Below are 24,532 nucleotides of genomic sequence, written 5' to 3' on the forward strand. Positions count from 1 at the left end.
GGGCGGGGGCCTTGTCGGGCCCCCGCCCCCTCTCCGCGGTGGGACGCCGCTACCGCGCGGCCCTGCGGGCGGCTGCCGCCGGGGCCGGTGCCGCGCCGACACCGAGTGACGACGCGGTGCCGCCCAGGGTCTTCACGCCCTGGTTGGCGGTGCCGGTGAGCGTCGTGTGCCCGTAGTCGCCGAGCGGTTTGGCGGTGCGCTCGACGACGTACCCGGTGTCCTTCGCGGTGTCCAGGGTGAACTCGGCGGCACTGGTGGTCTGCAGGACCGCGTTGTCGGAGAGCCTGCGCACCCGCACCTGCTGGGTGCCCCAGGGGTTCACGACGGTGGTGCTGTTGCCGTACAGGCTGCGGATGCCGACGTACGCGGTCTCGCCGGCTGCGCGCTCCGCGCTGACGGTGAAGCCGCCGCTCGCCCGCAGGGTGAACCTGCCGGTGAAGGAGGGGTCGGAGGGGATCGCGGGGAAGACCCGGATCTTGCCGTTGTACGACTGGAGCAGGGACTCGTTCATCGCGGAGAGGTTGACGCCGAGGTACTCGAAGACGCCGTTGGTGTTGGCGGTGAGCCCGTTGGGAAAGTTCTGGTACTTCTGCAGCATCTTCTTCATGCCGTCGTACGCCTGGTCGCCGAGGCCGAGCCTGGCGGCCTGGATCGCGTCGTTGGCCCACACGTTGTCGTAGGGGAAGGGGCGCGCGTTCCAGGTGTCGACGGCCTTTGGCCGGTCGGGGTAGCCGATGCCCGTGACGCCGTAGGGCCAGACAAGTTCCGAGGCGACGTTCTCGTCGTTGCGGGTCTGCGCGAGCGGCGGGGTGTGCGGCAGATAGGTGTCCTTCGCGGTGTCCGAGGGGTACGCGACGAGGTGGTCGAGCACGTCCTGCCACCGGGCCGCGAGGTCGGCGTCCCTGCCGAGCCGCCTCGCGGCGGCGACGGCGGCGGGGAAGAGGCTGCGCACGGCGGCGAGGTCGGTGATGGCGTTCCGCACGTTCCAGTACGTCTCGTGGGCGTTGGAGTTCGCCATGTAGTACGTGCCCGAGGCGTCCTTGGAGAGCATTTTCGTGTAGAAGACGGCGACGTCGCGCATGAACGGGTAGGCGGTGTCGCGCAGATACGCGGTGTCGTCGGTGTACTGGTACTGCGCGTACATGCTCTCCGCCGCCTCGGTGCCGGTGGAGAGGATGTTCTTGGTGTAGTCGCTGTTCACCGTACCGCGGGCGTTGCCGTCCCAGCCCATGGTCTCCGGCACCCACAGCCCTTCGACGCCGTAGCGGGTTCTCGTGTACGCCTTCAGCGCGGCGGCGTTCCTGCTGTACAGGTTGTTGAACGTGGCGGTCATGTCGGCGTGGCCGGAGGCGAGGAAGGAGTGGTACACGTCCCGCTGGTTCCAGTACCAGTACGCGTTGGACCACTTGGTGTCGTCGCCGGTGGCGCGGAAGACGCCGTTGATGAAGTGGAACGGGTAATTGCCCTGGCCGCCCGCCGCGATCAGGTAGGTGGCGAGGTAGTACACGTTCTCCAGGTAGTCCGCGTCGCCCGAGGCGTTGGCGTACTGCACGAAGGACTTCTGCCAGAACGCGTGCCACCAGTCCAGGTAGCCGGCGAGCGCCTTCGCGTACCCGGCGGACCGCACCGATCCCAGGGCCTTCTTCGCCTGGGTGAGCGAGTCGTGGCCCGGCGCGTCGAGCCTGCTGCTCGACGTGAACCAGACGGTGTAGCTGGACGAGGGGGTGATGGTCAGCCGCACGGTGCGCCCGTCCACCACCTTCGCGGTGAACGGCGCGCCCTCGACGGTCGCGGCCAGTGTGTAGCCGAAGCCGTTCGGGTCGGCCTGGCCGCGGCTGATGCCCGCGCTGTCGGCATCGGCGTAGGCGGAGACGGTCTTCCAGGTGTCCAGGTCGGGCACGTCGCCGCTGTTGGCGAGTTTGCTGACGTCCCACAGGCCGAGGTCGAGGGTGACGGCGGAGACGTCGGTGCGCGCGTCCTCCACATGGATGCCCATGACCTCGGAGCCGGCCTCGCCCATCACGGTGACGGTGCGGTCGCCGTCGTACTTCGTGGTGAGCGTCCCGTCGTACAGCGAGAGGCGCTGCTGGTAGGTGCGGTAGCCGCTGTCCATGGCGGGGGTGGTGGCGAGGCCGAGGTCGCCCGCGCCGAAGACGCTCTGCTCGGACGCGTCGACGCCGGAGACCTGGAGCGAGAGGCCGTTCTGCGCCCACGCCATGGCGCCCACGCGGCCGTTGCCCACGGTGAGCCCGCGGCCCGGGTCGGTCTCGGGCTCGTTGTAGACGATGTCGTGCCGGGAGAGGTAGTGCGCGTAGTCGACGTCGAGCGCCCCGGTCCCGGGGTCGAACGCGACGTCGGCCGCGGCGGCGGGCGCCGCCGAGGCGGACGGCAGGGCGGCCAGGCCGCCCGACACGCAGAGGGCGGCGAGCAGCGCGGCGAGCAGGCGGGGGGATCTCATCGTGTGGCACTCCCACGTACGGCGACAGGCGGGATGACAGGTGCACTACACGCAGTGAACATCGGAGGTATCGGGCCGTCAAGGGAGTACGCGACGGTAGCAGACTGCCAAGTTCCGTCTGTGTCAACGGCATTCAGGGCGCGCCAAAAAGGAGGCCCGACCCATTGGTCGGACCTCCATACACCCCCTGCGGCGTGCGGGCCGCGCCGCCCGCGTTAGCCGTTGAATGTGTCCGGGTCGAAGCCGGTCCGCTCGTCCCTGTTGAGCGCGGTGATCTGGGCCATGTCGTCCTCGCTCAGCGCGAAGTCGAACAGGTCGAAGTTCTCCTCGATCCGCTTCGGTGTCACGGACTTCGGGAAGACGATGTCGCCCCTGTCGATGTGCCAGCGGAGCGTGACCTGCGCGGGCGTCTTGCCGAGCCGCTCCGCGATCGACGTGATCACCGGGTCGTCGAGGACGAGGCCCTGGGCGATCGGGGACCATGCCTCGGTCGCGATGTCGTGCTCGGCGCCGAAGGCGCGCAGCTCCTGCTGGGTCAGGTAGGGGTGGATCTCGATCTGGTTGAGCGCGGGCACGATCGTGGACCCGTCGAGCAGCCTGCGCAGGTGGTGGACCTGGAAGTTCGACACGCCGATCGCGTTGACGTCGCCCGCGCGGTACATCTCCTCGAGCGCGAGCCAGGTCTCCACGAAGTCGCCGGCCTTGGGCAGCGGCCAGTGGATCAGGAAGGCGTCGACATGGCCGATGTCGAGGGTTTCGAGAGTCCGCCGGAAGGCGGCCTTCGCGCTCTCCGGGTCGTGCGCGTCGTTGTCCAGCTTGCTGGTGACGAAGATCTCGGTGCGGTCGAGCCCGGAGTCCCTGACCGCCTGGCCGACCTCCTTCTCGTTCCCGTACATCTGCGCCGTGTCGATATGGCGGTAGCCCGTCTCCAGGGCCTTCAGGACCGCGGCCCGGGTGTCCTTGGGCGGGATCTGGAAGACTCCGAAGCCCAGTTGGGGAATGCGGACACCGTTGTTGAGGGTGATGGCCGGTACCTCGGTCACGTTCCTACCTCCGTCGTGGGCGCAGCAGTCACCACCATCGGGTCCCCCTCATCGACGGGCGGAAACGCCTACCCGGCGGTCGCCACCCGCACGGCCCAGGGCGTGCGGGTGGCACAGGCCGGGGCCTCAGGCGCCGGGCGGGGCTGCGCCCGCCCCGGGCTCCGCCTGCCCCGCCGCGCGCTGCTCCGGCAGCGCGGGGGCGGGGGCGCCGCGGCTCGACCAGGCCGCCCACAGCGCGGCGTACCGGCCGCCGGACGCGGCCAGCTCGTCGGGGGTGCCCTCCTCGGCGATCCTGCCGCCTTCGAGCACGACCACCCGGTCCGCGGTGACGGCCTGGTCGAGCAGATGCGCCACCACGAGCGAGGTGCGGCCCCTCAGCACCTCGCGCGCCGCGGCCGCGAGCTGCCGCGCACCGGCGCTGCCCGCCTCGGCCGCCGCCTCGTCGAGCACCGCGACGGGCGGGTCCGCGAGGACGAGCCGGGCGAGCGCGAGCTGCTGCGCCTGTACGGCGGTGAGGCCGGCGCCGCCCGATCCGACCACGGTCTCAAGACCCTCGGGCAGGGCCTCGGCCCAGGCGAGCGCGCCCGCCCTGTCGAGCGCGGCGCGCAGCGCGGAGGCCGGCGCGCCGGGCCTTGCGAGGAGCAGGTTCTCGGCGAGCGTCCCGGCGAAGACATGGGTGTCCTGATCGAGCAGGAGGACCGTGGGCCCCTCGCTCACGGCCGACGCGTGCTCCGCGCCCGCCCCGGGCTCGATCTCCACCGCTCCCCCGGTCGGCGGGTGTACGCCCGCGACGATCCGGGCGAGCGTGGACTTGCCCGCGCCGCTCGGCCCGACCAGCGTGACCTGCTCCCCCGGCGCGATCCGCAGGTCCACACCGCGCAGCACCGGATGGCCTGGGCGGTAGTCGTGGGTGATGCCCCGCGCCAGCACGGCGGGCGGCTTGCCCGGGGCCCCCGGAGTGGCCGCGGCGGCCTGGGCGTCCGCGGGGCCCGCGGCGGCCCCCGTGGCCGCAGGGCCTTCGGCTCCTACCGCGCCGACCGCGCTTCCCGGGCCGTCGGCGCTCACCGCGCCTCGCGCGCCCTCCGCGCCGGGCGCGGCGTCCGCGCCCGTCGCGGGGGCCAGGTCCGCGGCGCCGACCAGGCGGGCGAGGCCCGCGGCCGCCTCCTGGGCGGTGCCTGCGAGTGCCAGCAGGACGTTGACCGGGTCGAAGAGCCGGGTGAACATCAGCGCGGCCGCTGTGGCCTCGCCGACCCGGGCGGCGCCCGTGTGCACGAGGGCGTAGCCGGCCACGAGGATCAGCGCGAGCCCGACGTACTCGGCCACATTGAGACGGCCGAAGAAGCGGGACCGCAGCACGGCGGCGCGCACCGCGTAGTCCACCGACTGGGAGGAGCGCTCCGCGACCCTGCCGGTGTGCTCCCGGCTCAGCCGGAAGGCCCGTACGGCGGGGGCGCCCGACACGGACTCCAGGATCTGCCGGGACCGCTCGCCGCCCGCGACGCGCTGCGCCGCGTACAGCGGGGTCGACGTCCGCAGGTACCAGCGCAGCGTCGCCGCCTGTACGGGCACGGCGCACAGCCCGGCGACGGCGAAGCGCCAGTCGAGCGCGGTGAGGCCGAGCAGGGTGAAGACGATGGTCAGCGAGGCGGAGGTGACCTTCGGCAGGACGTTGCGCAGGGCGGCGGCGACGAGGGAGGAGTCGTCGCCGATGCGGGCGGCGAGGTCGCCGGCGCCCGCCTCCTCGATGCGCTGGGCCGGCAGCGCGAAGGCGCGGGCGATGACGCGCTCGCGGAGCCTGGCGAGCGCGCTCTCGCCGACCTGCGCGCTGAGCGCGTCGCCCGCGGCGCCCAGCGCCGCCTGGGCGAGCGCCCCCGCGAGCAGCACCGCGGCGGCCGCGGTGACGGCGCCCGAGCCCTGCCGTTCGGTCACGGCGTCGACGATCCTGCCGAGGGCGAAGGGCGCGACGAGCCCCGCCGCCGCGCCGCCCGCGAAGACGGCCACGGTGAGGAGGGTGAGCCACCGGTGGCGTGCGAGCAGTTCGACGGCGGCGCGGCGGGTGCGCGCCCCGGTCGCGGTGGGGAGCAGTTCCCTGACGACGTCGCTCATGCGAACACCGCCGCGCGGTAGTCCGCGTGGGACGCGGCGAGGCTGGCGTGCGGCGCGGTGGCGGCGACCGCGCCGCCGGTCAGCAGGACGACCCGGTCGCAGGCGGCGAGCAGGGTCGGCGACGAGGTCACGACGACGGTGGTGCGCCCGGGGCGCAGCGCGCGGACGCCGTCGGCGATCCGCGCCTCCGTCACGGAGTCCACCGCGGTGGTGGGGTCGTGCAGGACGAGTACGGGCGGATCGGCGCGCAGGGCACGGGCGAGCGCGACGCGCTGGCGCTGGCCGCCGGAGAGGAAGGCCCCCTGTTCGCCGATCCGGGTACGGGCGCCGTCCGGCAGCGCGTCGACGACCTCGTCGGCCGCCGCCGCGGCGAGCGCGCGCCTGTCGGCCTCGTCCGCGGGGGTGGTGTCGCCCGCCCTGCCGGGGATGCGCAGGTTGTCGGCGACGCTGCCGTCGAAGAGGTACGGGTGGTGCGGCGCGACCAGGACGGCGGCGCGCGCGCTCTCCAGCGGCAGGTCGGACAGCGGCGTGCCGTCGAGCGCGACGGTGCCTGACTCGGGTGGCCGCTCCCCGTTGAGGCAGCCCATCAGCTCCTCGGCGGCCGCGGGGTCGGGCACGACGACGCCGACGTGCTCGCCCGGCGCGATGTCGAGCGACACCCCGCGCAGGTGGCCCGTGGCGACGCCGCGCAGGGACAGTGCGCCGGGAGTGTCGGGTGGTGCCTGCCCCGGGGCGTCCTGCGGCTCCTGGCCCCCTGGACCGTCGTGGGTGGTCGCCGTCGGCCCGGCGGCGTGGGCGGTCGCGGGGCTGCCGGGGTCGGGGACCAGCACGGCGATCCGGCCTGCGGAGGCGCGGGCACGGGCGAGGTCGGGTCCGAACGACATCAGCGTCTGGGTGGGCCCGATCAGGAACTGGCACAGGCCCGCGCAGGCGATCAGGTCGCCGAGGCTGATGGATCCGGTGAGCGCGAGCCGCCCTGCGACCAGGGCGACGGCGGCGACGAGGGCCCCGGCGAGCAGCAGCGCCACGCCGTCGAGGAGTGCCTCGGAGCGCGCCGCGGAGAGGGTGGCGCGCAGGCTGGCGCCGTTGACCGCCACGTACCGCGCGTAGGCGGGGCGTTCGGCCCGCAGCCCCTTGAGCACCCGCAGCCCGGCGACGAGGTCGACGGCCGTGCCCGCGGCGCGTGCCGCCGCGGCCTGCTCGGCGGCGCCCCTGCGCTCCAGCGGGCGGCCGAGCCTGTTCATGCCGAGGAGGACGGCGGGCGTGCCGATGACGACGAGGAGGCCGAGCCCGAGCGACATCCGCAGCAGCAGGACCGCGGCGAGCACCAGCGCCACGACGGCGCCCGCCGTGACGACGAGGCCGGCGTTGAACTGGCCGACGCGCTGGGCGTCCGAGGTCGCCACGGACAGCAGCTCGCCGGGGGTACGGCCGCGGATCCCGGGATCGGTGGCGCTGCCGGGGGCGAGGAGGCGGCTCGCCGCCCGCACCCGCAGATCGTGCGCGGCCTGTTCCGAGGAGAGGATCGCGGAGCGCGAACCGAACCTGAAGGAGAGGGAGAGCCCGAGGAAGTCGAGGGCGAGCACGCCGAGCCAGAGGACGAGCTCGTGGACGCTCCCGCCGTCCACGGCGCGGTCCACGACGACGCCGACGAGGACCGGCACGAGCGCCTCGCCCGCCTGGTGGGTGCAGGCGAGCAGGGCGGCGAAGGAGAGCTTGCCGCGCAGCGAGCGCGCGGTGGCGAGGAGCAGCGCGTCGGGGCCCGGCGGCCGCTCGGCCGCGGACGGCGGGCGGTCGGGTTCGTGGCCGGCCGGGGCGTCGGACATGCTGGGGGGTCACCTCTCCGGGGACGTGGGGGCGGTGGGCCGCCGGTGCTGCCTGCGTGCGCGGGGCACGGGCCGCCCGGCAGCCGCGGTCTGCCGGACCTGGCGGGCCGGCCGGGGGCGCGGAGCACCCGGGAGGGAGCCTATCGGCGGCACGGCACTGGCCAACAGGCGATACAGTGCCGTTTCATGTCGCTCAACGGACACGCAGGACAGCAGGACGCACCGGCGCACGCCCGCGGCGCGGTGGCCGGCCGGGGCGCCCGTGCGGCCGCGGCGCCGGCGGGACCCCCCGACCCGGCCCGGGTCCCCGCCGCGCGCCGCACGGGCGGCGGGGGGCGGGACGCGCACCACGCCTCCGGTGACGCCCTGCGCGTCATCAACTTCGACATGCCGCGCGGCCAGCACTTCGACGAGCACGAGCACGATGTCCACCAGCTGGTGTGGGCGTCGGCCGGCGTACTCGGCGTGGACGTGGAGGAGCACGAGTGGGTGCTGCCGCCGACGCTCGCGCTGTGGATCCCCGCGGGGGTCCCGCACGCCACGACCGCCACCCGCCCCGCGCTGATGCGCAGCGTGTACCTGCTGCCCGAGCGGTGCCCCGTCCGCTGGACCCGGCCCACGGTCGTCTCGGTCGGCCCGCTGCTGCGCGAGCTCATACCGCACCTCGGCGACCCCGACCTGGAGCAGGGGCCGCGCCGCCGGGCCGAGGCGGTCCTCTTCGACCTGCTGCGGCCGGTCGGCGTGACGACGATCGAGGTCCCGATGCCGACGGACGAGCGGGCGCTGCGGGTCGCGCACGCACTGATCGCCTCGCCCGCCGACCCGCGGGCGCTCGCCGAGTGGGGACGGGACGTGGGCGCGAGCGCCCGGACGCTGGCCCGGCTGTTCAGCGCGCAGACGGGTCTTTCCTTCGGTCGCTGGCGCACCCGGGTGCGGCTGCGGGCCGGGCTCGAGCACATGGCGGCGAACCGGCCGCTGGCCGCGGTGGCGCGGCAGGTGGGGTACACGACGCCGAGCTCGTTCGTGGCGGCGTTCCGGGCGGAGACCGGCCGCACGCCCGGCGCGTACTTCGCCGCGGGCGACCGCGGCGCGCGCTGACGCGACCGCCGCGGCCCCGGGCGGCAGGCCGGGCGCACGGCCGCGCCTCATGCCGCCTTCAGCTTCTTCAGCGCGGACTCGAAGTCGTCGAGCGCGGCGAGGGCGTCCTCGAACCCGCCGGGCAGGAAGTACTCGCTGCCGAAGAGGCGGTGCGCGCGGGTGGCGGGAAGCCGCGCGAACGCCTGCTGCGCGAACAGCTTCGGGCCGAGGTTGGCGGGCCTGCCGTCGTTGGTCGTGTAGTAGAACAGCGCGTCGGCGTCGGCGAGTCTGCTGGTGACGAGCTCGTAGGAGACGGACTGCTGCACCGCGAGGCGGGTGCTCGCCGTGGCGAACCGGGCGCCGGCGTCCGCGAGGATGCCGCCGATCGGCGAGCCGTGCCCGTACAGCCACCACTGGCCCTCGTCGAACCCGCCCTGGAGCAGGTCCCAGCGGGTGCGGGCGAGGACGTCGGCGTACGTCTTCCGCAGGGCGGCCGTGCGCTGGGCGTAGCGCTTCTTGAGGGCGTCGAGCGCGGCGGGCACGCCGAGGACGCCTGCAGTCTGCACGGACATGTCCCGCCAGGGCGCCGCGGACTTGGAGAAGGGCAGCAGCACGGTGGGGGCGATGTCGCTGAGCTGGTCGTAGGGCAGGTTCTGCTGGGCGTCGATGCCGATGATCAGGTCGGGGCGGAGCGCGGCGACCTTCTCGACCTGGACGGCGCCGCCGACGCCGTCGGACACCTTGGGGACGGCGCGCCAGCGGGCGAGGTCGCGCTCGGGCACGTACTCCTCGCCCGCGTCGAAGACCCCTGCGGGGGTCTGGCCGAGGTCGAACATGGCGGACATCGGGAAGTCGTTGATGGCGACGACGCGCCGGGGACGCGCGGGGACGCGGACGGGACCCTTGGCCGAGTCGACAGTGCGGGTGCCGGGTGCCGACCCGGACTTCCCGCCGCCGCTGTGCGTGCCGGCGTCCTTGCCCCCGCAGGCGGCGAGCGCCATGAGGGAGACGGCTCCCGCGGTGGCACCGAGCAGGCGGCGGCGGGTGGGTGCCGCGGCCCGCGGCGTGGGCGTCGTGGACGGCAGGGGCATGGGAACCTCCGGGAGGCGGGGGCCGCGGTGACGTCCACCACACCCCACTTAGGCTTACCTAACTTCGGCCACTCTAAGCGGACCCCGGCGGGCCCCACGGCACACACGGACATCGGATAGCGCGGAACTGCCACACCTGGAACACACCGCCCGGCGCGAGTCGGACGCCCCGCGACTCCAATCCCCGTGCGACACAGGGCAGTACGGCCCTTCCCGTCCCCTCGGGAACGGCCGGGACCGCGGACAGAGCGCTGTCCGTCCAGCGCTATCGATTGGCCCGGGGGCCGCCATCGCGCCATCCGCGGAACCACCGCAAACCGGCCCTTGGCGGGCCGTGGGGCGAAATGGGTCAGGTTAGCCTCCCCTTATCCACACCACAGGGACCGTCGAGGAGAACCGGATGAACGGCGCGCGCAGCGGACCGCTCGCGCTCGGCCTTGTCGCGGCGGCCGCGGTGCTCGCGGCCGCGGTGGCGCTGAGCCTGGCGGTCGGCGCGAAGTCCGTGCCGCTGCACACCGTGCTCGACACGGTCTTCCACCACGACCCACGCGACCCCGGCCAGGTCCTCATCACGTCGCTGCGGCTGCCGCGCACCGTGATCGGGCTGCTCGCGGGGGCCGCGCTCGGCCTCTCCGGGACCGTGATGCAGGGGCTGGCGCGCAACCCGCTGGCCGACCCCGGACTGCTCGGCGTCAGCCCCGGGGCCGCGCTCGCGGTGGTGATCGGGATCAGTGTCTTCAAGGTCACCTCCTTCACCGGGTACGTGTGGTTCGGCTTCGTCGGTGCCGCGGCGGCCGCCGTGCTGGTGTACGCGGTGGGGGCGCTGGGGCGCGAGGGCGCGACGCCGGTGAAGCTCGCGCTCGCGGGCGCGGCGGTGAGCGCGGGGCTGGCCTCGTTCACCGACGCGGTCCTGCTCACCGACACCCGCACCTTCGACCAGTTCAGGTTCTGGCAGGTCGGCTCGCTCGCCGGTCGCGACCTGCCGGTGGCCTGGCAGGCCGCGCCGTTCCTCGCGGTCGGCGCGGTGTGCGCGCTCGGCTCGGGGCGGCTGCTCAACACGCTGGCCCTGGGCGACGACACGGCCCGCGGGCTCGGCCAGAACGTCACGGCTGCCCGGGTGCTGTGCGCGGTGTCGGTGGTGCTGCTGTGCGGCTCGGCCACGGCGCTCGCCGGGCCGCTCGCCTTCGTCGGCCTCGCCGTGCCGCACGCCGTACGGTCCTTCACCGGGCCCGACCACCGGTGGGTCCTGCCGTACGCCGCGCTGCTCGCGCCCGCGCTGCTGCTGCTCTCCGACACGCTCGGGCGGGTGGTGGCGCGGCCCGGCGAGGTGCAGGTCGGCATCGTCACCGCGGTGCTCGGCGCGCCGGTCTTCGTGGTGCTGGTGCGGCGCAGCAGGGCGGCCGGCCTGTGAGCGCGCACCGGTCCCCCGCCCCGGGGGCGCCCGCGCTCGTGCGGGTCGACGCGGCAGCGGTGCGCGCCCTGCGGGCGGCGCGGACCGGCCCGAGGCGGCGCACCGCCCTGGTGGCGGCCGCCCTGGTGGTGCTGCTCGCGGTGCTGCTGTCCACGGCCCTGTCGGTGGGCGACTTCCGGGTGCCGCTGCCCGAGGTGGTGCGCGCGCTCACCGGCAGGGGCGACGCGGCCTCCGGCTTCGTGGTGCTGAAGGTGCGGCTGCCGCGCGCGCTGACCGCGATCGGCGCAGGCGTGGCCTTCGGCCTCTCAGGCTCCCTCTTCCAGAACCTGATCCGCAACCCGCTGGCCAGCCCCGACGTCATCGGCATCACCTCGGGGGCGAGCGCGTCCGCGGTGGTGGCGATCGTGGTGTTCGGGCTCGGCGGCGCCGCGGTGTCCGGCGTCGCGGTGGCGGGCGCCCTGCTGACCGCCGCGGGCATCTACCTGCTGGCGTGGCGCAGGGGCGTGACGGGCTACCGCCTCGTCCTCGTCGGCATCGGGGTGTCGGCGGCGCTCGGCAGCGTCGTGTCGTACCTCCTGACGACCTCCGAGGTGCACACCGCCGAGCAGGCGCTGATGTGGCTGACGGGCAGTGTGAACGGCGCGGACTGGCCGAAGGCCAGGTCGCTGCTGCTCTGCCTGGCGCCGCTGCTCGCCGTGGCGTGGGCCGCCGCGCGCGTGCTGCCCGCGCTCGCGCTCGGCGACGACGCGGCGAAGGGCCTCGGTGCGCGGGTGGAGCGCGGGCGGCTCGTCCTGGTCCTGACGGGGGTGTGCCTCGCGGCGGTGGCGACGGCGGCGACCGGGCCCGTGGCGTTCGTGGCGTTCCTCTCCGGTCCGCTGGCACGGCGCCTCGTGGGCGGCCGGGGCCCTGCGCTGACGCTGTCCGCGCTGACCGGCGCCGCGGTGCTGCTCGGGTGCGACCTGGTGGGCGAGCACCTGCCGGGGCCCGCCGGCTATCCGGTCGGTGTGATCACGGGGGTCGTCGGCGCCCCCTGTCTGCTGTGGCTGCTGGCCCGGGCCAACCGGGTCGGCCAGGGAGGGTGAGGAAGACGATGGGTACCGTACGGGCCGCGCAGCCGGCCGGGAGCGCCGCCGCCGCGGCGCCGAGCACCCTCGCGGCGCGTGGGCTGCGGCTCGGCTACGACGGCAGGACGGTGGTCGCCGGGGTCAGCGCTGACCTCCCCACCGGGGCGATGACGATGGTGGTGGGCGCCAACGCCTGCGGGAAGTCCACCCTGTTGCGAGGGCTCGCGCGGCTGCTCGCACCGGCCGGCGGCAGTGTGCTGCTGGACGGCGCCGACATCCGCTCCGTGCCCACGAAGGAGGTCGCGGCACGGCTCGGCATCCTGCCACAGACCCCGGTGGCGCCCGACGGCATCCGTGTGGCGGACCTGGTGGGCCGCGGCCGCTATCCGCACCAGGGGTGGTTCAGGCGCTGGACCCCGGCGGACGACGAGGCGGTCGCCGAGGCGCTGAGCGCGACGGACACCCTCGGGCTCGCGGACCGGCCGGTGGACGAGCTCTCCGGCGGCCAGCGTCAGCGCGTGTGGATCGCGGTGGCACTCGCCCAGCGCACGGGTGTCCTGCTGCTGGACGAGCCGACGACCTATCTGGACCTGCCGCACCAGGTGGAGGTGCTCGACCTGCTGACGGACCTCAACCGGGCGCGCGGCACGACCGTCGTCACCGTCCTGCACGACCTCAACCTCGCCTGCCGGTACGGGGACCACCTCATCGCCATGAAGGAGGGCACCGTCGTCGCCGAGGGCCGCCCGGCCGAGGTGGTCACCGAGGAGTGCGTGCGCACCGTGTTCGGCATGGAGTGCCGGGTCGTCGCCGACGAGGTGTCGGGGACGCCGCTGGTCCTGCCGGTCGGCCGCCACCACAGCGGCGGTGCGCGCGGGGCCCGGGAGGCGGCAGGACGCGAGGCCACGTGAGCGCCGGTCCCGGGGTTACGGGACGGGGGGCGGGGTGCCAGACTTCAGCCGTGCGCGACTTCGACATGCTTGTCATAGGTTCAGGCCCCGGCGGTCAGAAGGCCGCCATCGCCGCCGCCAAACTGGGGCGCAGGGTCGCCGTCGTGGACCGGCCCCAGATGGTGGGCGGGGTCTCCATCCACACCGGGACCGTCCCCTCCAAGACACTGCGCGAGGCGGTGCTCTACCTGACCGGGCTCTCGCAGCGCGACCTGTACGGCCGCAGCTACCGCGTCAAGGACGACATCACCGTGGGCGACCTGACCGCCCGCACCGACCATGTGACGCGGCGCGAGGTGGACGTCGTCCGCAGCCAGCTCAGCCGCAACCAGGTGGCCCTGATCAGCGGTGTGGGCCGGTTCGAGGACCCGCACACCGTCGCCGTGCGCGACCAGGACGGCAGGGAGCGCCTTGTCACCGCCGACAACGTCGTGATCGCGACCGGCACCAGGCCCGCGCGTCCCGCGAGCGTCCAGTTCGACGACCGTACGATCATCGACTCCGACGGCATCCTCAACATGGACCGGGTACCGCGGTCGATGGTCGTCGTGGGCGCCGGCGTGATCGGCATGGAGTACGCCTCGGTGTTCGCGGCGCTCGGCACCAAGATCACCGTGGTGGAGCGGCGCACGTCGATGCTCGACTTCTGCGACGGCGAGGTGACCGAGGCGCTCAGGTACGAACTGCGCGACCTCGGCGTCACGTTCCGCTTCGGGGAGACCGTGGCCGCGGTGGAGCAGCACGAGCAGGGCGCGCTGACGGTGCTGGCGAGCGGCAAGAAGATCGCCGCGGACGCGGTCATGTACTCCGCGGGCCGGCAGGGTCTGACCGAGGGGCTCGGGCTCGACCGGGCGGGACTCGAGGCCGACGAGCGCGGCCGGATCGCCGTCGACAAGCAGTACCGCACGGGCGTCCCGCACATCTTCGCCGTCGGCGACGTGATCGGCTTCCCCGCGCTCGCCGCCACCTCGATGGAGCAGGGCAGGGTCGCCGCGTACCACGCGTTCGGCGAGCCGGTGGACGAGACGGACCGGCTCCAGCCCATCGGCATCTACACGATCCCCGAGATCAGCTTCATCGGCCGCACGGAGGAGCAGCTCACCGCGGCGTGCGTGCCGTTCGAGGTGGGGGTGGCCCGCTACCGCGAGCTGGCGCGCGGCCAGATCGTGGGCGACGGGCACGGCATGCTCAAGCTGCTGGTGTCGCCGGAGGACCGCTCGCTGCTCGGGGTGCACTGCTTCGGCACCGGGGCGACGGAGCTCGTGCACATCGGGCAGTCCGTGATGGGCTGCGGCGGCACGGTCGACTACCTGGTGGACGCCGTCTTCAACTACCCGACGCTCGCCGAGTCGTACAAGGTCGCCGCCCTGGACGTCACCAACAAGATGCGCCAGGTCGACCGCATGGAGGGCTGACCGGGGCGCGGCGGCGGTGGGCCGCCGCGCCCGCCGGCCGGGCGTCAGCCGCGCGGGATGCGGCCCGCCGGGTCCGGGGTGATCCAGCCGGGGTAGGTGGGCGCGGGCGCCGAGGCGGCGCCGAGCTCCGCGAGGTCGTCGGCGGTGAGGTCGACGTCGGCGGCTGCGAGGTTGGCCCGCAGCTGCTCGGGGCGCTTGGCGCCGACGACAGCGCTGCTGACGCCGGGCTGTGCGGCCACCCAGGCGAGTGCGGTGGCCGCGATGTCCGCGCCGTGCCGCTCCGCCACCGCCCGCAGGGCGTCGACGGCGTCGTGGCCGCGCTCGGCGTCCACGGGCGGCAGGCCGCCCTTCAGGCGGCGCCCGTCCTCGTCGGTCGCGCCCTGGCGCGTGTACTTCCCCGTCAGGAAGCCCGCGGCGAGCGGACCCCACACGAGCAGCCCGAGGCCCTGGTCCCGCACGGCGGGCAGGATCTCGTCCTCCAGGTCCCGGCCGACGAGCGAGTAGTACGCCTGGAGCGAGGCGAAGCGGGTCAGGCCCCTGAGGTCGGACACGCCGAGCGCCTTCATCAGCTGCCAGGCCGCGAAGTTGGACGCGCCGATGTAGCGGACCTTGCCCTGGTGCACCGCGTCGTCGAGCGCGCCGAGGGTCTCCTCCAGCGGGGTGTACGGGTCGAAGCCGTGCAGCTGGAAGAGGTCGATGTGGTCGGTGCCGAGGCGGCGCAGGCTCGCGTCGAGGGCGCGGGTCAGGTGCAGCCGGGACAGGCCCTGGTCGTTGGCGCCCGGTCCCATCGGCGCGAACGCCTTGGTGGCGAGGACGATGCCGTCGCGGCGCCTGCCGAGTGCCTTGCCGAGGATCTCCTCGCTCTCGCCCCCCGCGTAGACGTCCGCGGTGTCGAAGAGGTTCACGCCGCCGTCGAGGGCGATGCCCACGAGTTCGTCGGCCGCCTTCTGGTCGAGGGCGCCCATCCGGTCCCAGGGCTCGACGTCCTTGCCGCCGAAGGTCATGGTGCCGAGCGACACCTGGGAGACGAAGATGCCGGTGCTGCCGAGCTGCGTGTATTTCAAGGTGGTCCCACCGTCTTCCGGCCCCCGCGCGGTCCACGGGGCTCACCCTTGCGACGCTACGGAGCGTGGCGGGCCCCGGCCATGGCGCAGGGTCCAGGAAACTTGCGCGTGCGTCCAGGACGGACCGCATCGGACACCCCGCGGCGGTCCGTGCCTGACACCGCGGGCCGCCCTGCCCGCCTCCCCGCTGCGGCTCAGACCCGGCCGGCGCCGTCCGTCCTGAACGGGGCCGCGGGCCAGCCGCCCGGCAGGGTGCCCTGGGTGTGCGCGCCCTCGCGGTAGCGACCGGGCGAGACCCCGGTGACGCGCTTGAAGGCGTTGCCGAAGGCGCTCTCCGAGCCGTACCCCCAGCGCGCGGCGACGGACGCCACGGTGCGGTCGCCGGTGCGCAGCTCGCGCCCGGCCGCCAGCACGCGCCAGCGCTGGAGGTAGTCGAGCGGCGGCAGGCCCACCAGCGCCCGGAAGCGGGACGCGAAGGCGGCGCGTGACATGCCGGCCTTGCCGGCGAGCTCCGCGACGGTCCAGCCGTGCGCCGGGTCCTGGTGCATCAGGACGAGGGCCTCGCCGATGCGGTCGTCGCCCAGGGCGCCGAGCCAGCCGCTCAGCCGGTGCCCGCTGCCGCCGGCGGCGAGCGCCCTGAGCGCCTGGACGAAGAGGAGTTCGGTGAGCCGCTCCGACATCACGGCGCCGCCGAGGCGGCGGTCCGACGCGGTTTCCGCCATCAGCAGTTCGAGCAGCGGGCGCATGGCGAGCGCCTCAGGGGTGCCGGCGGGGACGGTGACGGCGGGCGGCAGCCCTTCGAGGAGCAGGGCGACGGTGGTGTCGAGGAAGGTCACGCTGCCGCCGAGCGCCCGGGTGCGGCGGGATGCCGCGGGGTCGCCGAAGGCGACGATCCTGGTGCGGGAGGCCTGGAAGACCGGCTCGCCCGGCTCCGTGGCGAGGCCGGGCCGCGAGGCGACGCTGAAGGACGCGCGGGCCGCCTGGAGGTAGCAGTCCCCGGCCCGCAGCTCCAGCCAGTCCCCGCCGTCCACCGACAGCCAGAAGCCCCCGCTGAGGACGACGCCGATCTTGATGTGCTCGTGCACGCCGAACGAGAACGACCAGTCGCCGCCTGCGTCGAAGCCGGACAGCGAGCCGGTGCGCACGTTCAGCGAGGAGAGGACGTCCGAGAGGGGGTCGCCCGCGGACTCCGCGGGCGCCGGCTCCCGACGCCGGTACGGGGCTGCCATGCGGACCACCGTACGTCCGGGCGCGGCCCGTCCCATACCGCGCGGGGCGGTCGCGCCGGGGCCCCGGCGCGTCAGGTCGTGGCGTGCAGGCCGAGCGCGGCCACGGCGGCCCGCGCGCCCTTCTCGACGAGGGAGATCCCCGCGTCCATGCCGGAGTTGCCCGACGACAGGGTGGCGAGCAGGACGCGGTGCCCGCCCGCGGTGACGGCGCCGATGCTGTTGATGTCCCACGTGCCGGTGGCGCTGCGCGGCAGCCAGCCGTTCTTGAGTCCTGTCGGGGTGCCGCCGGCCGAGACTCCCCAGCGCTGGTCCGCCTCCACCCCGGCCATGAGGGAGCGCGCGTAGGCGCGGGATGCGGCGGTGAGCGGCGAGTGCCCGGTGCCGTACACGGCGGACAGCAGCGTCAGCTGGTCGTGCGCGGTGGTCTGGGTGAGCCCCCACAGGCCGCCCGCGCCTGCCGTGGTGTGCGTCAGGCCGAGCGTGCGGTTGGCGCGGGTGAGTCCCGCGGTGCCGCCGATGGTGTTCCAGAGCCGGTCGGTGGACTGGTTGTCGCTCGATTTGATCATGGCGGACGCGAGGCCGCGCTGGGCCGCTGTGAGGGCGTGCCCCGAGTCCTGGGCGCGCAGCAGCAGCGCGGCGAGCACGTCGGCCTTGACGATGCTCGCGGTGTCGAAGACGGGTTCGTCCGAGGTGCCGTATCCGGCCCTGCGGCCGTCGGTGAGGTCGAGCGCGGCGACGGAGAGCGCGGCGTGCGAGCCCTTGTCGAGGGTGATGGGCAGTTCGCGCACGGCGTGCTCCGGTGTGCCGTGGGCCGCGGCTGGCGCGGCCCGTGTCGGGGCGGCCACGGAGGTGGCGGGGGCCGGCGCCGCGGGGACGACAGGGGAAGGCGGGGCGCTGCGCGGGGCCGGTATCGCGGTGAGCTGCGGCGTGGTGAGCGCGGTCATCGGGGCCCGGCCGTCGGCGGCGTCGGCGGTGCCTGCGCCGTCCGCCGCCGCCCAGGCGGCGGCGAGGAGGGCGGCGACCGCGGCGGCGCAGAGCAGGGGGCGGCGAGGGGATGCGGCCGGGGCCGCCCGCACGGTCAGCCGCCCAGCTCCCCGCGCGGTCAGCCGCCCAGCTCCCAGCCGAAGAAATCGCAGGTCAGCTCGTTGCGGAAGACACCCTCCGGGTCGAGCCGTGCGGCCAGGGCACGGAAGTCGTCGAAGCGCGGGTAGAGCTCCCGCAGCCGGTCGCCGCCCATGAGGAACACCTTCCCCCAGTGCGGCCGGACCGCGAACGGTGCGAGCGCCTCCTCGATGGCGGCGAGCGCGGGCGTGACCGCTTCGAGGTCCTGGACCCAGGTGAAGTGGAAGGCGACCGAGTCGCGGCCGTGCGCCGGGTCGAGCCACAGGCCGGTGGCGGCGACGGCGCGTATCTCGCCGACCTGGAGCACGGGGGCGATGCGGTCGGCGACGGCGCGCAGCGCCTCGTAGGCGGCGGGGCCGTCCTCGCGTGCCACGAAGTACTCGCTCTGGAGCTCGTCGCCGTTGCTCGGGGTGAACTGGGCGCGGAAGTGCGGCAGCCGCTCGTGCCAGGGGCCCGTCTCGCCGCCCTGGACAGTGCAGTGCGCCGGGTCCATGCCGGGCACCGGGTGGCGCGGGCCGTCCGCGAGGCGCGCGCCGAGCCAGGTGCCCGGCGCGTCGCCCGTGGTGCCCTCGGTGGCCGGCACCGGGTCGCCGACGCGCTGCTTGAGCCAGACCTGCTCGATCTCGTCGGCGCGCCAGCGGGTGAACAGGCTCACGCTGTACGCGGCCGTCAGCACCTCGTCGAACCGCTCGCGCAGCACGGCGCCCCGCAGCCCCTCGTACACCCACTGCCGCACGTCGAAGGAGGGGACCAGGTCGAGGGTGGCGCGGGTGACGACGCCCAGGGCGCCGAGGCTGACGACGGCGCCGTCGAAGCCCTCGTCGCCGCGCTCCAGGGTGAGCGAGGAGCCGTCGGCGGTGACCAGTTCCAGCGCGCGCACGGCCGTGGCGATCGAGCCGTTGCCCGCACCCGAGCCGTGGGTGCCGGTGGCGCAGGCGCCGGCGAGGGAGATGTGCGGCAGCGATCCCAGGTTGTGCAGGGCGAGCCCCGCGCGGTGCAGGGCTGCGGTGAACCCGGCGAACCGCAGGCCGCCGGAGACCTCGGCGGCGCGCGCCTCCGCGTCGATGTCCACGGTCGCGGGCAGCCCGGCGACGGAGACCAGGTCGCCCGTCGTGTCGGCGAGCGCGTTGAAGGAGTGGCCGCTGCCGAGCACCCTGACCCGGTCGCCTGCCGCGACGGTGGCGCGCAGTGCCTCGACGGTCGCCGGCGTGTGCAGGCGCGCGGCGCGGAAGACGATATTGCCTGCCCAGTTGGCGCGGCTCGCTGCGGGGGTCGCTCCTGGCGTGGGGCGCACGACTGTCTCCTTCTGCTGCGGCGCGGGTCCCGTTCGCGGCGGTGGGCCCGCCGGGCGGTGGCCCGCTGCGCCGGGGCGGGAGGACCCGGCGCTCGATCGTGGTCGAATGAGCGTGGACTGCGGGAACAACGGATGCTGCGGGAGCAGCGGGGCGTTCCCGCACTGCGGGCAGTGCGGGAACGGCCGGCGCTGCGCGAACTGCCGGAACTGCGAGAACTGCGAGAACTGCGAGAACTCTGACACGCCGGGCCCGGTCCGGTGGAAGGCAGGTGGGGTCCATGGCCGGGCGGCTGCCCGTGGCGGACCGGTGGGCGGTGCCGGCGCTGCTGTTCCTGACCTTCTCGACCGGCCTTGTCGACGCCTTCTGCTATCTGCGCCTCGGCCGCGCCTTCGTCGGCAACATGACGGGAAACGTCCTGCTCCTCGGCTTCTCCGTGGCCCCGGGCTCCGGCCTGTCCGTGGCGGGCCCGCTGACGGCGATGGCCGCGTTCGCCGCGGGATCGCTGCTCGGCGGCAGGATCGGGCAGGCGGCCGGGCCCGGCGGACCACGACGGCACGGCGGGCGGCGGCCGGGGGCCGCGTTCGCCGGTGAGGCGCTGGTCTTCGCGGCCCTCGCCGCCCTGGTCGGCGCGGGCCCATTGGCCACCACGGGCGGGCCGCGCTACGTGCTGATCGCGGTCCTCGCGCTCTGCCTCGGCGCCCAGACGTCCGTCGTGCGGCTCATGGGCGCACGCGACGTGACCACGACGGTCATCACCCAGTCGCTCGCCGGGTTCGCCGCGGGCAGCGCGCTCGGCCAGGGCGCAGAGGCGAGCCAGCTGCGCAAGGCCGCGTCGGTGGTGACGATGCTGGCGGGCGCGGCGGCGGGCGCGCTGCTGCTGCGGGTCACCTCCGCAGGGGTGGTCGGCCTCGCCGCGGTGCTCGTCGGCTGCGCGGCCGCCTGCTTCCTGCTGGCTCCCCCGCCGGCGCACGCGGACCCCGGGGGCGGCCCGGCGCTGCCGGTCCGCTGAGGCCCTGGGCCCCGTACCCGGGCACCGGCGCGCCCGCGCGGACCTGGCAGAGTAAGGCCGCGGGGACGCCGTCGAACCGGGTGGAGTGAGAGCCGCATGGAGCAGGTGCAGAGAGCGCGTTCTGAGACGGTCGCGGGGGCACCGTGCTGGGTGACCCTGCTCTCCCGCGATCTGGCGGGAGCGCAGCGCTTCTACGCCGACGTGCTGGGCTGGACCTACCGGGACACCAGCCTCGGCGACGGCTTCTGCGTCGCCCTCGCGGGCGGCTCGCCCGTCGCGGGCATCGGGGGCCTCGCCTCCTCGCTCCAGGTGGCCGCAGCCTGGACGCCGTACTTCGCGGTGACCGACGTGGACGCCGCGGCCGCCAGGATCCGGGAGCGTGGCGCGACCGTCGCCGTGGGCCCGCTCGCGTTCCACACCGGGCGCGCCGCGCTCGCCGGCGACCCGGACGGCGCGGCCTTCGGCATCTGGGAGGGGTCCGTACGCTCCGACTGGACGGTCGGGCGGGGCTCCGCGCCCGCGTGGCTGGAGCTGCGCACCCGGGACGCGGCCGCGGCGACCGGCTTCTACGAGCCGGTGCTCGGCTGGTCGGAGGGCGGCAGTGCGCTGTCCCCGGTGTACGAGGACGGGGACGCGGTGCTGCGGCAGGGCGGGCGGATGGTGGCGCGCATCGGCGGCGGGGCGGTGCCCGCGTCGCCCGACCCGGAGGCCAGGCCGCGCTGGCGGGTGTACTTCCGGGTGCCCGACGTGGCGGGGTCCGTGGCCGCGGCCGTCGCGGGCGGCGGCTCGCTGGTGGCGTCCACGGCCGAGGGAGCGCAGGAGCGCGACGCCACGCTGCGCGATCCGGACGGCGCCCTGTTCACCGTCACGCCCGCCTGAGCCGCGGGGCGGTCCCGCGCCGCCGCTGCCGGGGCGCGGGGCCGTACGGGGTCAGAGGGGGCGGACCGGTCCCATGCCCTCGACCTCGAAGGCCACGCCGTCCTCGTAGCACCACCACCAGCCCTCGCCGGGCTCGTAGCTGCGGATCAGCGGGTGTCCTGTCGCGTCGTGGTGTGCGGTGGCGTGCTTGTTCTTGGAGGAGTCGCAGCAGCCCACGTGCCCGCAGTTCTGGCACTCGCGCAGGTGCACCCAGGTGTCGCCGAGCGCCACACAGTCGGGGCAGGTGTCCTCACTGTCCGCGGTCACCGGTTCCACATCCGCCAGGTGGCTGCAGATCGCCATTCGCGCCGCGGGTTCTTCGTTCTGAGCCATGGTGTCCGCCCGTCCGACCTTTCCGGTCACGTCGCGTAGTCGGTCGCACGACAACCGTACGGCTGTGCGGGGCGTCCCGCCAGCAGGACATGCCCCGCGGCCGCGGGGGCGGACATCGGAGGTGTGACAGACCTGTGCGCATGGCGGACGCGCGGTACGGGAGCCTCGGGGGCGGTCCTAGACTCACTCACCGTGCGCTTCACAGTACTGGGACCTGTCAGGGCATGGCGCGGCGAGAGCGAGCTCGCACTGGGCCCGCCCAAGCAGCGGGCCCTGCTCGCGCTGCTCCTGACGCAGGCGGGCCACCCGGTGGCGATGCACGAGATCGTCGACGTGCTCTGGGGCCAGGACCCGCCGGACAGCGCGGTGAACGTCGTCCACCGGCACGTGGGCGCGCTGCGCCGCCTGCTGGAGCCCGGGCTGCCGGGCCGGGGCGCGTCCCGGTGCCTGGTGCGCGGCTCCGGCGGGTACCGGCTCGATGTCGACCCCGGGGCGCTCGACCTGCTGCGGTTCCGCTCGATGCGGCAGGAGGCCGAGCGGCTCGCGCGGGACGGCGAGCCGGCGAAGGCAACGGAGCTGCTGGTCGAGGCGCTCGGGCTGTGGCGCGGGCCCACCGCCTCCGGCATACCGTCGCAGGCGCGCTCCCACCCGGTGTTCGCCGCCGTCGACCGCGAGCACCTGCTCGCGCTCAAGGAGGCCGCCGAGCACGCGCTGGCCGCGGGGCCAGGGGTGACCGAGCGGGTGCTGATCACCCTCAGGCGGGCCGCGGCGCACCATCCGCTCGACGAGGCGCTCCAGGCGCGGCTGATGCTGGTGCTCGCGGCGACGGGGCACCAGGCCGAGGCGCTGGAGGTCCACCGGGCGGTGCGCACCCGGCTCGCCGACGACCTCGGGATCGACCCGGGTCCCGAGCTGCGGGCCGCGCAGGAGCAGGTGCTGCGGCAGAGCGTGGCAGCGGCGCCCGGCGCGGCCGGGGATGCGCAGCCGCAGGAGCCGGCCGGGGCCGCGGACGCCGTACGCCCGGCCGCAGGGCCGCGGGTGCGGCCCGCCCAGCTCCCGCCGGATCTCGCGGTCTTCAGCGGACGGCGGGCCGAGCTGACCCGGTCGAGGGCGCTGCTGTCCGCGGCGGGCGAGCAGCCGGGCGCCGTGGTCATCAGCGCGATCGGCGGCATGGCGGGGGTCGGCAAGACCACGCTCGCGGTGCACTGGGCGCACGAGGTCGCCGACCGCTTCCCCGACGGGCAGCTCTACGTGAATCTGCGCGGGTTCCACCCGGCGGGCGCGGTGATGCCGCCCGGCGAGGCGCTGCTGTCGTTCCTCGAAGCGCTCGGGGTGCCGGCGCAGCAGGTGCCGTCCGGGCTCGACGCGCAGACGGCGCTCTACCGCAGCCTGCTCGCGGACCGCCGGGTGCTGGTGGTGCTGGACAACGCGCGCGACTCCGAGCAGGTGCGGCCGCTGCTTCCCGCGTCGCCCGGCTGCCTCGCCGTCGTCACCTCCCGCAACCAGCTGAACGGTCTTGTCGCGAGCGACGGTGCCCGGTCGATGACGCTCGACCTGCTGACCGAGGCGGAGGCGCGGGAGCTGCTGGCCAACCGGCTGGGGCCCGACCGGGTCGTGCTGGAGCCGCGCGCGGTGGAGGAGATCATCACGCGCTGCGGCCGGCTGCCGCTCGCGCTGGCGATCGTCAGCGCGCGGGCCGCCGTGCACCCGGGCTTCTCGCTGGCCTCCATCGCTGCGGAGCTGCGGGAGAGCCACGGCAGTCTCGACGCGTTCGCGGGCGAGGACCCGCTCACCGACGCGCGGTGCGTCTTCTCCTGGTCGTACCGCACGCTCAGCCCGGGGGCCGCGCGCCTCTTCCGGCTGCTGTCGCAGCACCCGGGGCCCGACTGCTCGGTGCGCGCCGCCGCGAGCCTGGTGGCGCTGCCGACCCGCGCGGTGCGGCCGCTGCTCGCCGAACTGGTGCGCGCGCACCTGATGCTGGAGACGGTGCCCGGCCGCTTCTGCGCGCACGAGCTGCTGCGGGCGTACATGGCGGAGCTCGTCGAAGAGGAGGGGCGGCCCGAGGAGCCGGAGGCTGCGGCCCTGCGGCTGTACGACCACCTCCTGCACAGCGCCCACGCGGCCGACCGGGTGCTGGCCCCCTACCGCGAGCGCGTCGCGCTCGAAGCGCCGTCGCCCGGCTCCGAGCCGGTGTCCTTCGACGACCAGACCGCGGCGCGCCAGTGGCTCGACACGGAGCGCCCGGTGCTGCTCGGCGCCGTCGAGCAGGGCGCGCGGCGCGGCAGGGCGCCGTACTGCTGGCGCCTGGCGTCCGTCCTCGAACGCTATCTGGACCGGCACGGCCGCTGGCAGGAGCAGCTGACCGCGCAGTCGACGGCCGTGCTGACCGCGCAGAAGCTCGGCGACGTACGCGGGCAGGCCTACGCGCACCGTGCGCTCGGCCTGACGGCGTGCCGGCTGGGGCAGGCCGACCAGTCGCGTGAACACCTGCTGCACGCGCTGGAGTTGTTCGGCGAGACGGGCGACACCGCGGGGCAGGGCCGCACCCACAGGCACCTGGCGTTTCTCGCCAACACGCGCGGCAGGCACGTCGACGCGCTCGACCACTACCGCCTGGCGTCCGCGCTGTACCGCACGACGGGGGAGCTCAGCGGCGAGGCGGGCGTCCTCAACGAGGTCGGCTGGACGTACATCCTGCTCGGCTCGTACGGGGAGGCGCTGGACGCGTGCCGCCTCGCGCTCGACGCGCACCAGCGGATCGGCGACCGCAACGGCGAGGCGGCGGCCTGGGACAGCCTCGGCTACGCGTACCACCACCGCGGCGAGCACCGCAGGGCACTTGAGTGCTTCGGGCACGCGCTCGACGTGTACCGGGAGATACGCGACAGCTCTCTGGAGGCCGACACACTGGTGCACATCGGCGACACACTCCAGGCGTCGGGCGAGCCGGCCCGCGCGGTGCTCGCATGGCGCGACGCGGCGGAGATCCTGGAGGACATCGGCCATCCGGACGCCGCGCACATCCGCGGCAAAGTGCGGAACTCCGAGCTGAACGCGGGACCCTCGCGTCTCCGTATATAGGGGTGGAGGCGCCGCCCAGGGGCGGACGCCAGGCGACCAC

Annotated in this window: 18 protein-coding genes; 8 read left to right on the plus strand and 10 right to left on the minus strand. The window is 75.0% G+C overall.

Annotation, left to right across the window (positions count from 1 at the left end):
• Window positions 1–49: 49 nt before the first annotated feature.
• The 4 genes from AB0910_RS14220 to AB0910_RS14235 form a co-directional block, all read right to left on the minus strand.
• Window positions 50–2,458, minus strand: coding sequence for a glycoside hydrolase family 95-like protein (locus AB0910_RS14220; RefSeq protein WP_366744868.1), 2,409 nt, complete (start codon window positions 2,456–2,458; stop codon window positions 50–52).
• Window positions 2,459–2,673: 215 nt separating this feature from the next.
• Window positions 2,674–3,501 (minus strand): aldo/keto reductase, encoded by an 828-nt coding sequence (locus tag AB0910_RS14225; protein ID WP_366744869.1) that lies wholly within the window; start codon window positions 3,499–3,501, stop codon window positions 2,674–2,676.
• Window positions 3,502–3,627: 126 nt separating this feature from the next.
• Window positions 3,628–5,607: an ABC transporter ATP-binding protein gene (locus tag AB0910_RS14230; RefSeq protein ID WP_366744870.1), complete on the minus strand. Its 1,980-nt coding sequence runs from the start codon at window positions 5,605–5,607 to the stop codon at window positions 3,628–3,630.
• Window positions 5,604–7,433 carry an ABC transporter ATP-binding protein gene (locus AB0910_RS14235; protein ID WP_366744871.1) on the minus strand — a complete coding sequence of 610 codons (1,830 nt, stop codon included), beginning with the start codon at window positions 7,431–7,433 and terminating at the stop codon, window positions 5,604–5,606. Before AB0910_RS14235 ends, AB0910_RS14230 begins: the two co-directional genes overlap by 4 nt.
• Window positions 7,434–7,820: 387 nt before the next feature.
• Here AB0910_RS14235 and AB0910_RS14240 point away from each other — a divergent pair, with 387 nt between their 5' ends.
• The gene (locus AB0910_RS14240) at window positions 7,821–8,531 is read left to right on the plus strand and encodes a helix-turn-helix transcriptional regulator (RefSeq protein WP_366744946.1); all 711 of its coding nucleotides are present in this window, start codon (window positions 7,821–7,823) and stop codon (window positions 8,529–8,531) included.
• Between the two features lie 47 nt (window positions 8,532–8,578).
• Here AB0910_RS14240 and AB0910_RS14245 read toward each other — a convergent pair whose 3' ends face one another.
• Window positions 8,579–9,601 (minus strand): ABC transporter substrate-binding protein, encoded by a 1,023-nt coding sequence (locus tag AB0910_RS14245; protein ID WP_366744872.1) that lies wholly within the window; start codon window positions 9,599–9,601, stop codon window positions 8,579–8,581.
• 400 nt (window positions 9,602–10,001) lie between these two features.
• Between AB0910_RS14245 and AB0910_RS14250 the strand changes: the two genes are divergently transcribed.
• From AB0910_RS14250 to sthA, 4 genes are read left to right on the plus strand one after another with little or no spacing between them, the layout of a single operon-like run.
• Window positions 10,002–11,012 (plus strand): iron ABC transporter permease, encoded by a 1,011-nt coding sequence (locus tag AB0910_RS14250; RefSeq protein WP_366744873.1) that lies wholly within the window; start codon window positions 10,002–10,004, stop codon window positions 11,010–11,012.
• Window positions 11,009–12,094, plus strand: a complete 1,086-nt coding sequence (locus AB0910_RS14255) for an iron chelate uptake ABC transporter family permease subunit (protein ID WP_366744874.1) — start codon at window positions 11,009–11,011, stop codon at window positions 12,092–12,094. The genes AB0910_RS14250 and AB0910_RS14255 overlap by 4 nt, the downstream gene beginning before the upstream one ends.
• A gap of 8 nt (window positions 12,095–12,102) precedes the next feature.
• Complete coding sequence (locus AB0910_RS14260; protein ID WP_366744875.1) at window positions 12,103–12,987, plus strand: ABC transporter ATP-binding protein; 885 nt, start codon at window positions 12,103–12,105, stop codon at window positions 12,985–12,987.
• A 50-nt stretch (window positions 12,988–13,037) separates the two neighbouring features.
• Window positions 13,038–14,441 carry a Si-specific NAD(P)(+) transhydrogenase gene (gene sthA / locus AB0910_RS14265; protein WP_366744876.1) on the plus strand — a complete coding sequence of 468 codons (1,404 nt, stop codon included), beginning with the start codon at window positions 13,038–13,040 and terminating at the stop codon, window positions 14,439–14,441.
• A gap of 44 nt (window positions 14,442–14,485) precedes the next feature.
• Here the strand turns inward: sthA and AB0910_RS14270 are convergent, their stop codons facing one another.
• From AB0910_RS14270 to AB0910_RS14285, 4 genes are all read right to left on the minus strand, one after another.
• A complete protein-coding gene (locus tag AB0910_RS14270; RefSeq protein WP_366744877.1) occupies window positions 14,486–15,505 on the minus strand; it encodes an aldo/keto reductase in 1,020 nt (339 codons plus the stop codon).
• A gap of 194 nt (window positions 15,506–15,699) precedes the next feature.
• Window positions 15,700–16,734, minus strand: coding sequence for an AraC family transcriptional regulator (locus AB0910_RS14275; RefSeq protein ID WP_366744878.1), 1,035 nt, complete (start codon window positions 16,732–16,734; stop codon window positions 15,700–15,702).
• Window positions 16,735–16,805: 71 nt separating this feature from the next.
• On the minus strand, window positions 16,806–17,810 hold the full coding sequence (locus tag AB0910_RS14280; protein ID WP_366744879.1) for a serine hydrolase: 1,005 nt from the start codon (window positions 17,808–17,810) through the stop codon (window positions 16,806–16,808).
• Between the two features lie 26 nt (window positions 17,811–17,836).
• The gene (locus AB0910_RS14285) at window positions 17,837–19,150 is read right to left on the minus strand and encodes a D-arabinono-1,4-lactone oxidase (RefSeq protein ID WP_366744880.1); all 1,314 of its coding nucleotides are present in this window, start codon (window positions 19,148–19,150) and stop codon (window positions 17,837–17,839) included.
• Window positions 19,151–19,428: 278 nt separating this feature from the next.
• On the opposite strand from AB0910_RS14285, the gene AB0910_RS14290 reads away from it, so the two are divergent.
• Entirely contained in the window at window positions 19,429–20,160 is a 732-nt protein-coding gene (locus AB0910_RS14290) for a YoaK family protein (RefSeq protein ID WP_366744881.1), read from the plus strand.
• A 96-nt stretch (window positions 20,161–20,256) separates the two neighbouring features.
• The gene (locus AB0910_RS14295; RefSeq protein WP_366744882.1) at window positions 20,257–21,039 is read left to right on the plus strand and encodes a VOC family protein; all 783 of its coding nucleotides are present in this window, start codon (window positions 20,257–20,259) and stop codon (window positions 21,037–21,039) included.
• A gap of 51 nt (window positions 21,040–21,090) precedes the next feature.
• Here the strand turns inward: AB0910_RS14295 and AB0910_RS14300 are convergent, their stop codons facing one another.
• On the minus strand, window positions 21,091–21,381 hold the full coding sequence (locus tag AB0910_RS14300) for a UBP-type zinc finger domain-containing protein (RefSeq protein WP_366744883.1): 291 nt from the start codon (window positions 21,379–21,381) through the stop codon (window positions 21,091–21,093).
• Window positions 21,382–21,603: 222 nt separating this feature from the next.
• On the opposite strand from AB0910_RS14300, the gene AB0910_RS14305 reads away from it, so the two are divergent.
• Window positions 21,604–24,492, plus strand: a complete 2,889-nt coding sequence (locus AB0910_RS14305) for a BTAD domain-containing putative transcriptional regulator (RefSeq protein ID WP_366744884.1) — start codon at window positions 21,604–21,606, stop codon at window positions 24,490–24,492.
• The last annotated feature ends 40 nt before the right edge of the window (window positions 24,493–24,532 follow it).

The organism is Streptomyces sp. NPDC047002 (genome assembly GCF_040704505.1).
GTDB lineage: Bacteria > Actinomycetota > Actinomycetes > Streptomycetales > Streptomycetaceae > Streptomyces.